This window comes from Streptomyces lanatus, from assembly GCF_014655715.1.
GTDB lineage: Bacteria > Actinomycetota > Actinomycetes > Streptomycetales > Streptomycetaceae > Streptomyces > Streptomyces lanatus.
The window spans coordinates 50,543-63,280 of the sequence record NZ_BNBM01000016.1; the positions used below are offsets into that span (position 1 = coordinate 50,543).

Consider the following 12,738-nt stretch of genomic DNA (forward strand, 5'->3'; position numbering starts at 1 on the left):
GTGACGACGACCGGGGCACGGGTGAAGGCGCGCGGGGAATCGGTCTTCGCGGAACGGTTCGCCGTGTTCGCCGAGTGCCTGCTCACGGGGGTGTGGATCGCGGTGGCCTCCCTCGGTCTGGTCACCTTTCCCGCCGCTCTTGCCGCGGGCGCGCGCCATCTGCACCGCCGTATCGCCCATGAGGGCGGGGGCCTGCGGGAGTTCGTCGCCGACTTCCGGGTGGCCGTGCGGGGCGGGTGGGCCGTCGGGCTCGCCGGGTGGGCCGTGGTGGGCGCGGTCTGGATCGACGTCCAGGCCGCGCGGGCCGGGATTCCCGGCGGGCCGCTCGTCGGGGCGATCGGGCTGTTCGCGCTGCTCGGGGCCGTCGTGGCGCTGCTGCGGGCGGCGGCCTCCTGGACTCCGGGCGCCGGCTGGTGGGCGCTGCTCGGGGGCGCCGGGCGCCGTACCGTGCTCGACCCTGCCGGGTCCTTCCTGATCATCGGCGGACTGGCCGTCGTGGCCGCCTCCGCCTGGTTCTCCGCGCCGCTGGCGGTCCCCGTGCTCGGGGCCGTCGTCGCGGCCGCCGTCGCCGTCGAGAAGCGGTACCGGCACCGCTGAACCGGCGGTGCCCCGGAGCTCCCTGGGCTTCCTCTGTCATGCCCCTGACCACCCCTGCACTCGCAAGGAAAGGAAAGGCCATGTCCCCCATCCCCCGCAGGTCCCTCCTCAAGGCGGCCGCCGTCGCCGGAGCCGCCGCGCAGTTCAGCTGGGCGCTAGGGACCAAGGACGCGCAGGCCGCGCCGAGAGCCGAGGCCGCCGACGCGGATCCCGTGACCCTGGACTGGCTGGAGGACGGCGGCCTCGGCGCCGCACCCGGCTCCACCGTCGGCGTCCCCTGGCCGAAGGGCGCCTACCAGGAGGACCAGACGTTCGCGCTGACGGACGCCGACGGCAAGGCCGTACCCGTCCAGTCCTGGCCGATCGCCTACTGGCCGGACGGCTCCCTCAAGTGGACGGCCCACGCGGCGAGTTCGGGCAACGGCAAGCTCACCCTCACCGCCGGCCGGCCCGCCGCCCCCGCCAAGAAGGTCACCGTCGACAAGAGCGGCGGCACCATCGACGTATCGACCGGCGTCATCACCGCGAAGATCGGCAAGTCCGGCGCGACCCTCATCAAGTCGGTCACCCGTGGCTCCACCGAGATCGCCAGGAACGGCCGACTCGTCCTGATCCGCCAGCCCGAGATCGAGGACGAGGACCAGGGCGCCGTCAAGACGGAGCGCTTCGAAGGCGCCATCTCCGGCGTCACCGTCGAGCAGGAGGGCCCGGTCCGCGCGGTCGTCCGCATCGACGGCAAGCACCGCAAGGGCAGCCGCAGCTGGCTCCCCTTCTCGATCCGCCTCTACTTCTACGCGGGCGCCGACTCCTTCCGCATGGTGCACACCCTCACCTTCGACGGCACCCAGGAGCCCGGCAAGGCGAGCGGCGACTTCATCCGGGGCATCGGCGTGCGCTTCACCGTGCCCATGCGCGACCAGTCCTACGACCGCCACATCCGCATCGGCGGCGAGGGCACCGGCCTGCTCCGCGAGGCCGTCAAGGGCATCACCGGCCTGCGCCGCGACCCCGGGGCGGCCGTACAGGCGGCGCAGTTCGCGGGGGAGAAGCTGCCGGATCCGTCCACCTGGGACCAGCGGGTGACGACCCGGCTCCAGTACATCCCCGAATGGGGCGACTACAGCCTCTCCCAGCTCTCCGCCGACGGCTTCACCCTGCGCAAGCGCACCAAGAAGGGCTACGGCTGGATCGGCGCCGGCGGTGGCAGGCGGGCCTCCGGATTCGGGTACGTCGGTGGCGTCAGCGGCGGGCTCTCCTTCGGGCTGCGGGACTTCTGGGAGAAGTTCCCCGCCCAGCTCGACATCTGCGACGCCCACACCGACGCCGCCGAGGTCACCCTGTGGCTCTGGTCGCCCGAGGCACAGCCCATGGACCTGCGCTTCTACCACGACGGCATGGGCCAGGACACCTACCCCGAGCAGCTCGAAGGCCTCAACATCACCTACGAGGACTACGAGCCGGAGTTCGGCACGCCGTACGGCATCGCCCGCACGTCGGAACTGCTGTTCTGGGCCAACGAGTCCACGCCTTCGGCGGAGGCGCTGGCCGAACAGGTCGACGCCGTACGGGTGCTGCCGCAGCTCGCCGCCCCGCCCAAGCAGCTCATCAAGGCCCAGGTGTTCGGGCCGGGGCTGTACTCCGAGCCGGACCGCTCCACACCCGCCAAGGCGAAGATCGAGGACCACCTCGACTTCCTCTTCACCTACTACAAGGACCAGGTGGAGCAGCGCCGTTGGTACGGCTTCTGGGACTACGGCGACATCATGCACAGCTACGACACCGTCAGACACCAGTGGCGCTACGACGTCGGCGGCTACGCCTGGGACAACTCCGAACTGTCGCCCGACCTGTGGCTGTGGTTCGCGTATCTGCGCTCGGGCCGCGCGGACATCTTCCGCTTCGCCGAGGCGATGACCCGGCACACCGGCGAGGTCGACGTCTACCACCTGGGGGAGTGGGCGGGCCTCGGCACCCGGCACGGCGTCCAGCACTACGCCGACAGTGCCAAGCAGCAGCGCATCGCCAACACCACGTACCGGCGTTACTACTACTTCCTCACGGCGGACGAGCGGGTCGGCGACCTCATGCACGCCAATGTCGACTCCGACGAGACCTTCCTCGTCCTCGACCCGATCCGCAAGATCCGCACCGAGCCGTACACCCCCGACCGGCACGCCCTGTCGATCGGCTTCGGCACGGACTGGAGCGGGCTCGTATCGGCGTGGCTGACGGAGTGGGAGCGCAAGGGGCCCAAGTGGGAGAAGGCACGCGCGCGCGTGCTGTCCACCATGGAGACGATCGCCGCGCAGCCGAACGGGTTCGTGCAGGGGAGCGGGCTGTACGACCTCGACACGGGCCGGTTCGCTGTCGCGGACAAGGCGGTGGTGAGTGTGTCGCATCTGTCCGCGGTGTTCGGGCTCAATGAGTTGTGCGCCGAGCTGATCGACCTCGTCGACATGCCGAAGTTCAATGAGGCGTACTTCGATTACTGCCGGTACTTCAATGCCACGAAGGCTGAGCAGGCGGCCCGGTATGGGTCCAACTTCGGGTCTCTGCTGCTTTTCCAGGGGCATTCGCGGCTTGATGCGTATGCCGCTGTGCGGACGGGGGACGCGGCGCTGGCCAAGCGCGCCTGGGAGAAGTTCTACAACTCCGATGGCTACAAGGAGGCTGCCGCCTGGAAGACGGAGGAGTTGAGCGGGCCGGTGGCGTTGGTGGCGGGTAGTGAGGCGAGTTGGGTGTCCACGAACGACACGGCGCTTTACGGGCTGGCCGCTATCGAGAATCTGGCGTTGCTCGGGGACAAGATGCCGTAACAGGTTGGTGGGGAACTGCGGGACCGTTGTGGCTGGTCGCGCAGTTCCCCTTTCAGAGGCGTTTCAGTGCAGGCCTGCCAGGAAGTCCCGCATCTTTCGCGCGTCCTTTAGGCGTTGCTCGTACGTCGCTCCCAGCGCGAGCAGGAGAAGACCGGCCAGCGCCGGAGGCACCCAGCGGGGGAGTGCGTCCGTCACCTGGACGATGTACGGGGCCAGTTCGTGCAGGGCGTCCAGGGCGAGGACCGTGCCGCCCAGCACCAGCGGGGCCTGGAGGTGATGGCGGGCGCCCAGCAGGGTGACGGCCAGGGCGGCGAGGCCCAGCAGCAGGGGGCGGGTCCAGTTCGGGTCGCCCCAGGCCGCGAGGAGGCTCGGTACGAGGGTGGCGGCGAGTCCGGGGCCGTACGCCGTCCACGAGGACGTCTGAGGATCGCGGCGCCTGCGCAGGGCACCCACGAGCAGCGCGGGGATCGTGACCGGGAGCGTGTACGCCTCCGGCGTTCCGATGTCCCAGGCCGCCAGGCGTACCCACGTGGCCAGCACGAAGAGGGCGGCGGAGGCGTAGGCGACGGGGCGGCGGTCGGGGCGGATCGCCGTGCCGGCCGTGATCACCGCGCACAGGGCCAGGACCAGGGCGAGCATCGGCAGGTCGGCGGAGACCGCGGTCATTCCGACGGCGAGCAGTGCGGCGAGCGCGCCCGTCGCCTCGACCGGGATCGTCGTCCGCGCGTCATCCAGCCGTGCCGCGAGCAGGGCCGCGACCACCGGGACCGCCAGCACCAGCAGGGCGGTGTACTGCGGCTCCCAGCCGGCCGCGGCACCCGTCGCGCAGGCCAGCGCGGTGGCGTACACGAGGGCCGTCGGGGCCGTGAACGGGGCCAGGTGCTGCTTCCAGGAGGCTGCCGCGAAGAGTGCCGTCAGGGCGGCGAGTGTGGAGAGGGTCGCGGGCTCGGTCGTCAGGGAGAGGAAAGCGAGGGTGAGGGAGCTGAGCAGGGCCAGGATCGTTGCGGTGAGGGGGCCCGCCGGGTGCTCGGACGGTCGTACCCATGCCGCCGCTGCCGCGAGGGCGCCTGCTGTCGTGACTCCGTAAGCCACCAGGCCCATCGCGTACGGCATTTCGAGCACCGTCGGCAGTACCAGCGCCGTCGCCCAGGCCAGCCCCAGCACAGCGGTCAGGGCCCGGGGGCGCCACGTCGCGTCACGTGCCGCGAGGAGCAGTACGACGGCGACCAGCGCGAGTACGACGGGCACCGTCTCCGAGTGGGGCGGCCACGGTGTGTCGAGCGTCGTCGCCTCTCGCATGTCGGCCGGTGTCCCGGACCACGCCCGCTCCACCCACGCGACCGGACCCAGCAGCGCGATCACCACCAGGGGGAGTGTCCAGAGGAGAGCGAGTCCCTGTACGGCGGCGGAGGCCCGCGCGAGACCGGCCCGTACCGCCTCCGGCAGTCGGTTCACCCGCAGCGCCGCCAGCAGTGCGATCCCGCACACCAGGTAGGCCGGAACCGTCCACGCGTCCGGCAGCACGGGGCGGGCCGTGCCGCCGAGCGCGGCGACCGTGAGGAGACCGGCGGTGGCGGAGAGGCCGCCGGACTGCTTGGTGGCGACCGCCTGCCAGGCCGCCGTCAGCGCGATCGCCGCGGCGAAGAGGAGGAGCGCCGCCGCACGGGCGGCGGCGCTCGGGCCGGTGGCCGTCCATGACAGCCAACCGGCGGCCCATACGCCCCAGGCGCCCATGCCGTATGCACCGATCATGGCGGTGATCCGTACGGACCCGGTGGTCACCCGGAGTGCCACACCCGTGTCGGCCGCGGCCGTCGCCAGCACGGCGGCCGTGACCCCGAACAGTCCGGCGTCGGCCGCCACCGCCCAGAGCGTGAGCGGGAGTTGGGCGGTGACCAGCGCGGCGGGCAGCGGCAGACGCAGCGCGGAAGTGCGCGGCAGGAGGCCGTACGCCGTCCACAGCGCGGCCAGTACCGCCGAGGCGGCGGCGATGTAGCCGGTGGCGTCCACGTCGGCCAACCCGACCTCGTGCAGCGCGTACGCGTCGAGCACGGTCAGCGCCAGGCCGATTCCGGCCACCGACTCGGCCGTCGACCGCAGCCCGTGCTTCAACAGGGGCACCGGCGCGGCCAGCACCGCCACCGTGACCCCGCCGAGCACCAGCGCCCGCCCGGCGATCCCCATGTGCCCCCAGCTGACCAGGGTGAACGCGATCGCGGCGATGGTGAGCAGGACCCCGCCCAGCACCAGCAGGACGTTCTGGACCCGGGGTGCGGAGGCCTCGGGGCGCGGGGCCGCGACGGAGGCCGGGGCCGGCGGTGCGGCCGTGTGCAGAGCTGTGACCAGCCAGGCTCGTCGGTGCAGCAACTGGGCGCGGCGGGCGTCCAGTTGGCGCAGCTCCAGATCGAGGAGCCGCAGCTCCTCGGCCGGTGGCGGAAAGTGCGTCATGGCAGGAGTGTGGTCCGCGTCACGTCGTCCGGCATGAGTGCGCGTACTCAGAACGTACTCAGATGCGACGGAAACCCGCTGCGTACGGGTGCGACGGAACCCTCCGCACCCGGGCACACTCGCCCCATGGACTGGAGTCACTACCGCTTCCGCAGTCTGTGGGCCCTGCCCGCACCGCCCGCCGCCGTCTACGACGTGCTGGCACAGGCCGAGGACTATCCCCGCTGGTGGCCCCAGGTGCGCGAGGTGAACCGGATCGACGACACCAGCGGCGTGATCACGATCCGTTCCGTGCTGCCGTACGCCATGACCTTCACCGCGCGCGAGGTCCGGCGGGACCGGGCCGCGGGGGTGCTGGAGATCGCCATGTCCGGGGACCTCGACGGCTGGGCGCGCTGGACGCTCAGCCCGCGGGGCGGTGGGACCCTGGCGCGCTACGACCAGGTCGTGGACGTCAACAAGCCGCTGCTGCGGAGGTTCGCGGTGCCCGGGCGGCCCGTCTTCCGCGCCAATCACTGGCTGATGATGCGCTCCGGACGGCGAGGGCTGATGGCGTACCTGGAAGCGGTTTGAAGGAAACGCGCGGGGACCTGTATTGTTCAGTCCGTTCCCGGGCGATTAGCTCAGTGGGAGAGCGCTTCGTTCACACCGAAGAGGTCACTGGTTCGAACCCAGTATCGCCCACCGGGAAAAGGCCGGTCCGCCTGATGCGGACCGGCCTTTCCGTTGGTCCAATGCTCTACGCGGCCGCCGCCGGTAGATCCGGACGCAGGGGCCACGCCGGGTCCACCGCCTCCTCGCTGCCGCTGCGCGCGAACCACGCCTGCAGGCCACGCGCCTGTGCCGCGTGCCACACGGCCTGAAGCGTGTGCAGCTCGGCGGGGGACAGCCGCTCCAGCCTCGCCGCGAAACGGCGCCCCACCGCCCGGACGACCTCCAGTGAGGCCAGTGCGTCGGCCGCCGCGTCGTGCGCCCCGTCCAGTGTGACGCCGTAGTGCGCGCACAGGTCGGTCAGGGTGCGGCGGCCCTTGCGATAGCGGTCCAGATGCTTGTCCAGGACGCGTGGATCGAGCACCAGCATCGGCGCCGTCTCGAACCAGTGGTCCATCGACGACGCCCGGTGCCGGCGCAACTCGCGGTCCAGCAGCGTCAGATCGAACGGCGCGTTCATCACCACTATGGGACGACCCGCCGCGGCCTGTCCGGCCAGTTCCTCGACTATCTCGTGCATCACCGGCGCTGGCCAGCGGCCGTTGCGCTGGAGATGATCCTCCGTCAGTCCGTGTACCGCCGTCGCCGCTTCCGGCACGGGTACACCCGGGTTCACCAGCCATTGGGTCACCCTCGGCCGGGTTCCCGGCGCGTCCTGGACGACGACGGCCGCCGAGACGATCCGGTCGGTCTCGACGTCCACGCCTGTTGTCTCCGTGTCGAATGCCGCCAGCGGGCCCTCATACCAGCACGCCATACCTACACAACCCCTCGTTCACCCACGGCAGCTGACGTACCGTCTTCTGCCCGTTTGGTGATACCCGGGCCGTTTGCGGCGTACGCCGGGAGGACACAACAGGAGTGCGGGTCTTTGCAGTTCAGCGGCCCGGTACGGGGATTTACATTGCGTGGAAGGCTGTTGGTCATGGCGATAGCGCAGCCCGAACGGGGCGGGCTGCTGCCCGAACGTACGGGCCCCCATCGCGGTTCACTCGCCACCACCGCCTGCATGGAGACACTGCAGGTGGGCTATCTGCACGCCGTCGCGGCGGCGTCCGGCTGTTCGCTGTCCCAGCCCTTCCCGGACAACGGCATCGACTGGCACGTCAGCCACAGCGCGCCGGGACACACCGTCGACGACGAGGTCACCATCAAGGTGCAGCTCAAGGCGACGTACCAGATCGCGCCGAACCCGCCAGGCCGCTTCTTCTCGTTCACGCTCGACAACGACCATCTGGCGAAGCTCGCGCGCACCCCGGTGTCGGTGCACAAGATCATGGTCGTGATGATCGTCCCGCGGTCGCAGGACCAGTGGCTGCGCGCCGGCCACGACCGGCTCGACCTGCGGCACTGCTGCTACTGGGTCAATCTGGCCGGGCACCCGATCACCGGGCGGCGCCGCACCACCGTGCGGATTCCGACCTCACGCATCTTCGACGACCGGGCGCTCTGCGAGATCATGACGCGGGTCGGGACGGGAGGCAAACCATGACGCATCGCCCCCTGGAGGAGCCGGTACGACCAGTGCGGCCGCACCCGGTCGACGCGTCCTGGGACCGTCCCCCCGAGCCCGGCGAGGTCGACCCCGCCGTCCTCAGCGCCCTGCTGCGGCGGCACGGCTGGCAGCGGCGCGGGGGAGCGGCCGGACGCTACGGCCGCTGGACCCCGCCGGGGCCGGGCGGCAACGGCACCAGCCTGCTCGTCCCCGAGTCCCGCGCCTTCCCCGACAGCGACGACCTGCTCGGCGAGGCGCTCATCGCCCTGTCCCGCAGCGGCATGCCCTCCGCCCGCGAGGTGCTGGTCGGGCTCGCCGTGCCCAGCGACGAGATCCGCTGGTGGCGGGACGCGCCCAGCGGTCCCGCCGGGGCCGCGCCCTGGACCGTCGAGGAGGAACTGCGCGGCGCCGCCCGCCAGATGCTGCTCGCCGCGGCACTCGCCACACGCGCGCGTGCCGGTTACTACGGCGCCCGGCACCGCCGCTCGGCCGCCGCGATGCTGGAGAGCGTCCTCGTCGGCTCCGGTGCCGGTGGCCGCCACCTCGCCGCCTTCGTGCCCGTGGGCGCGGGCCGCCCGCTCGCCGTACGGCTCCACCAGGCCCTGTACGCCGCCCGCGAGGCCATCGACTACCAGCGGGCCACCGGCGGCATGGACGCCTTCGACGGCGCCGTCGAGGCGGGCGTCAGCCGCGAGCTCACCGAGGCCCTGATCGCCCTGGTGCGCGGTACGGAAGGAGCGCGCATCGCCGTCGAGTGGGCGCCCGCGGCGGGGGTGCCCGACGACTGCGCGGCCGGTGTCGAGCCCGTCGAGTTCTCGCCGGGCGACCTGCCCGTGCTGCGCGAGGCCGGGGCCCGCTATCTGCGCGAGGAGCCGTCCGTGCCGGTCAGGATCACGGGCGCCGTCGTCCGGATGCGCCGATCGGGGCCGCGCGGCGAGGGCACCGTACGGCTGCGCGTCATCGCGGGCGCCGAGGTGCCGCACGTCCGGCTGACCCTGGACGAGGAGTCGTACCGCATAGCCGGGCACGCCCATCTCGTCGGGCTGCCAGTGCGGGTGCACGGGCGACTGGAGAGCCGGGGCGGCTTCCGCAAGATCACCGGGGCCTCCGGGGTCGTACCGGTACAGGTGGACGAGGCCGAGCGGGACCGGCTGATGAAGTCGCTCCAGGAGGACCTGGACTTCTTCGAGGAGGCGTGCGGCGGGGAGGAGCGGGACGACTGACGTCTCCCTGGTCGGGGACCGAAGGTGACCGTTTCGCGGTCGGGCCGTCCGGGTCGGTACGATCGCGTAATGCGCGCGTCCCTGGTATGGCGCCGCATTCCACCTTCAGTCAGGAGAGACCGGTGTCAGACGTCCGTGTGATCATCCAACGCGATTCCGAGCGGGAAGAGCGCGTGGTGACGACGGGGACTACGGCCGCCGACCTCTTCGCCGGCGAGCGCTCCATCATCGCCGCGCGCGTGGGCGGCGAGCTCAGGGACCTGTCGTACGTGCTCGCCGACGGCGAGGAGGTCGAGGGCGTCGAGATCTCCTCCGAGGACGGCCTGAACATCCTGCGGCACTCCACCGCGCACGTCATGGCGCAGGCCGTGCAGGAGCTGTTCCCCGAGGCCAAGCTGGGCATCGGCCCGCCGGTCAAGGACGGCTTCTACTACGACTTCGATGTCGAGAAGCCGTTCACGCCCGAGGATCTCAAGGCCATCGAGAAGAAGATGCAGGAGATCCAGAAGCGGGGGCAGCGCTTCGCCCGTCGCGTCGTCACCGACGAGGCCGCCCGCGAGGAGCTCGCCGCCGAGCCCTACAAGCTGGAGCTGATCGGCCTCAAGGGCTCCGCGTCCTCCGACGACGGCGCGGACGTCGAGGTCGGCGCTGGTGAGCTGACGATCTACGACAACCTCGACGCCAAGACCGGCGACCTGTGCTGGAAGGACCTCTGCCGCGGTCCCCACCTGCCCACCACCCGGAACATCCCGGCGTTCAAGCTGATGCGCAACGCGGCCGCCTACTGGCGCGGCAGCGAGAAGAACCCGATGCTCCAGCGCATCTACGGCACCGCCTGGCCGTCCAAGGACGAGCTGAAGGCATACCTCGACTTCCTCGCCGAGGCCGAGAAGCGCGACCACCGCAAGCTGGGCAACGAACTCGACCTGTTCTCCATCCCGGAGCAGATCGGCTCCGGCCTCGCCGTCTTCCACCCCAAGGGCGGCATCATCCGCCGGGTCATGGAGGACTACTCGCGCCGTCGGCACGAGGAGGAGGGCTACGAGTTCGTCTACACCCCGCACGCCACGAAGGGGAAGCTCTTCGAGACGTCCGGGCACCTGGACTGGTACGCCGAGGGCATGTACCCGCCCATGCAGCTCGACGAGGGCGTGGACTACTACCTCAAGCCCATGAACTGCCCGATGCACAACCTGATCTTCGACGCGCGCGGCCGCTCCTACCGTGAACTGCCGCTGCGCCTCTTCGAGTTCGGGACCGTGTACCGGTACGAGAAGTCGGGCGTGGTGCACGGCCTCACGCGTGCGCGTGGCTTCACGCAGGACGACGCGCACATCTACTGCACCCGTGAGCAGATGTCGGACGAGCTCGACAAGACGCTCACCTTCGTCCTCGGCCTGCTGCGGGACTACGGTCTGACCGACTTCTACCTGGAGCTGTCCACCAAGGACCCGGAGAAGTTCGTCGGCTCCGACGAGGTCTGGGAGGAGGCGACCGAGACGCTGCGCCAGGTCGCCGAGAAGCAGGGCCTGCCGCTCGTGCCCGACCCTGGCGGTGCCGCCTTCTACGGGCCGAAGATCTCCGTCCAGACCAAGGACGCCATCGGCCGTACCTGGCAGATGTCGACCATCCAGCTCGACTTCAACCTGCCGGAGCGCTTCGACCTGGAGTACACCTCCGCGGACGGCTCCAAGCAGCGCCCGGTCATGATCCACCGCGCGCTGTTCGGTTCCATCGAGCGGTTCTTCGCCGTGCTCCTGGAGCACTACGCGGGCGCCTTCCCGGCGTGGCTGGCCCCGGTCCAGGCGATCGGCATCCCGATCGGCGACGGGCACGTGGACTACCTGGAGAAGTTCGCGGCGGCGGCCAAGAGGAAGGGCCTGCGCGTCGAGGTCGACTCGTCCTCGGACCGTATGCAGAAGAAGATCCGCAACGCCCAGAAGCAGAAGGTGCCCTTCATGGTCATCGCGGGCGACGAGGACATGGCCAACAACGCCGTCTCCTTCCGCTACCGCGACGGCTCGCAGGAGAACGGCATCCCGTTCGACGACGCCATCGCGAAGATCGCGCAGGTCGTGGAGGAGCGGGCGCAGGTCTGATCCGGCACGTCGTGGGCCCCCGGGGAGTTCAGCTCGCCGGGGGCTTCTTGTCGCTCTCGCGCGAGAAGATCTGCAGCAGCCAGGAGGAGAACGACCCCGTCACCGCGCCCAGCAGGGCCAGCCCGCCGGCCATCATCCCCATCGCGATCGCCCGGCCGCCCGTGGTCACCGGGGTGATGTCGCCGTAGCCGACCGTGCTGATGGTCTCGGCGGCCCACCACACCGCGTCCCCGAAGGTGCGCATGGTGGCGCCGGGCGCACCGCGTTCCTGCTGGTAGACCGCGAGGGCGCCGGCGAATCCGAGGAGCAGGGTCGAAAGGCTCGCGTAGGCGATCACGCGCGCGTGCAGGGAGAGCCGGGGTTCGCCCTGCCGGTGCTGGATGGCGTCGTAGAGCGGCACGATCCGCAGCGGCCGCAGCAGCGGCAGGATGACCACGACCGTGTGCAGGAAGTGCGTCCTGGCAAAGCGTGGGAGGCGCTGCCCGCTCAGGCGCCAGCGCACCACGTAGTCCGCGGCGAACAGCATCCACATCGCCAGCATCGTGAACAGGCACAGGTCCTGCCAGAAGGACGGCATGCTCTCCGCGAGCACACGGGCGGCATAGGCGGCCAGGAAGATCAGCGACGCCAGGAACAGCGGGATCTCCGTGCGCTGCTCCCAGCGGGCGTAAGGGCTGTCGTCGTCCACCGGCCCAGCTTGGCCGGTGGCCGCTCTCCCGTCGCCCCGGCGACACGCCGCGAATGGACGAAGCCATATGCTTCACGCATGACGAGTGAGCCGGAGCAGCAGTGGGGAGTGGGGATCCAGGACGCGTTCCAGCGCCTGTGGACGCCCCATCGGATGGCCTACATCCAGGGTGAGAACAAGCCGACCGGTCCCGGTGCCGACGACGGCTGCCCCTTCTGCTCCATCCCGGCCAAGTCCGACGAGGACGGCCTGGTCGTCAGGCGCGGTGAGCAGGTGTACGCGGTCCTGAACCTGTACCCCTACAACGGCGGCCACCTGATGGTCGTGCCCTATCGCCATGTCGCCGACTACACCGACCTCACCGAGCCGGAGACGATCGAGCTCGCCGCCCTGACCAAGCAGGCGATGACGGCCCTGCGGACCGCCTCGGGCGCCCATGGCTTCAACATCGGCATGAACCAGGGCACGGTCGCCGGCGCCGGTATCGCGGCCCATCTGCACCAGCACATCGTCCCGCGCTGGGGCGGCGACACGAACTTCATGCCGGTGGTGGGACACACGCGGGTGCTGCCGCAGCTCCTGGCGGACACGCGGAAGATGCTGGCGGAGGTCTGGCCGACCGCGTAGGCAGGGCCATGCGTCGGGTGCCCTCGAAAGCCGA

The 12,738-nt window shown here is 70.8% G+C and carries 10 protein-coding genes and 1 tRNA gene; 8 read left to right on the forward strand and 3 right to left on the reverse strand.

Translation table 11 applies throughout. The features are described from left to right. Both IE325_RS33560 and IE325_RS33565 read left to right on the forward strand, forming a co-directional pair. Positions 1-597, forward strand: a complete 597-nt coding sequence (locus IE325_RS33560; RefSeq protein WP_190073887.1) for a hypothetical protein — start codon at positions 1-3, stop codon at positions 595-597. 80 nt (positions 598-677) lie between these two features. Beyond that, positions 678-3,413: an exo-rhamnogalacturonan lyase family protein gene (locus IE325_RS33565; RefSeq protein ID WP_190073888.1), complete on the forward strand. Its 2,736-nt coding sequence runs from the start codon at positions 678-680 to the stop codon at positions 3,411-3,413. A gap of 63 nt (positions 3,414-3,476) precedes the next feature. On the opposite strand, the gene IE325_RS33570 is transcribed toward IE325_RS33565, so the two are convergent. Continuing rightward, entirely contained in the window at positions 3,477-5,861 is a 2,385-nt protein-coding gene (locus IE325_RS33570) for an SCO7613 C-terminal domain-containing membrane protein (RefSeq protein WP_190073889.1), read from the reverse strand. Between the two features lie 126 nt (positions 5,862-5,987). Here IE325_RS33570 and IE325_RS33575 point away from each other — a divergent pair, with 126 nt between their 5' ends. Further along, a complete protein-coding gene (locus IE325_RS33575; protein ID WP_190073890.1) occupies positions 5,988-6,434 on the forward strand; it encodes an SRPBCC family protein in 447 nt (148 codons plus the stop codon). Positions 6,435-6,473: 39 nt separating this feature from the next. Continuing rightward, positions 6,474-6,545: transfer RNA gene (locus IE325_RS33580), tRNA-Val, on the forward strand. A gap of 55 nt (positions 6,546-6,600) precedes the next feature. Here IE325_RS33580 and IE325_RS33585 read toward each other — a convergent pair. Continuing rightward, the gene (locus IE325_RS33585; protein WP_190073891.1) at positions 6,601-7,329 is read right to left on the reverse strand and encodes a 3'-5' exonuclease; all 729 of its coding nucleotides are present in this window, start codon (positions 7,327-7,329) and stop codon (positions 6,601-6,603) included. Between the two features lie 168 nt (positions 7,330-7,497). Here IE325_RS33585 and IE325_RS33590 point away from each other — a divergent pair, with 168 nt between their 5' ends. From IE325_RS33590 to thrS, 3 genes are all read left to right on the forward strand, one after another. Beyond that, positions 7,498-8,064 carry a DUF4365 domain-containing protein gene (locus tag IE325_RS33590; protein ID WP_190073892.1) on the forward strand — a complete coding sequence of 189 codons (567 nt, stop codon included), beginning with the start codon at positions 7,498-7,500 and terminating at the stop codon, positions 8,062-8,064. Continuing rightward, on the forward strand, positions 8,061-9,290 hold the full coding sequence (locus IE325_RS33595) for a hypothetical protein (RefSeq protein WP_190073893.1): 1,230 nt from the start codon (positions 8,061-8,063) through the stop codon (positions 9,288-9,290). Before IE325_RS33590 ends, IE325_RS33595 begins: the two co-directional genes overlap by 4 nt. Before the next feature lie 122 nt (positions 9,291-9,412). Beyond that, the gene (gene thrS / locus IE325_RS33600; protein ID WP_190073894.1) at positions 9,413-11,389 is read left to right on the forward strand and encodes a threonine--tRNA ligase; all 1,977 of its coding nucleotides are present in this window, start codon (positions 9,413-9,415) and stop codon (positions 11,387-11,389) included. Between the two features lie 28 nt (positions 11,390-11,417). Here thrS and IE325_RS33605 read toward each other — a convergent pair whose 3' ends face one another. Further along, entirely contained in the window at positions 11,418-12,077 is a 660-nt protein-coding gene (locus IE325_RS33605) for a potassium channel family protein (RefSeq protein ID WP_190073895.1), read from the reverse strand. Positions 12,078-12,155: 78 nt separating this feature from the next. On the opposite strand from IE325_RS33605, the gene IE325_RS33610 reads away from it, so the two are divergent. Beyond that, entirely contained in the window at positions 12,156-12,704 is a 549-nt protein-coding gene (locus IE325_RS33610) for an HIT family protein (RefSeq protein ID WP_190073896.1), read from the forward strand. Positions 12,705-12,738: the final 34 nt, after the last annotated feature.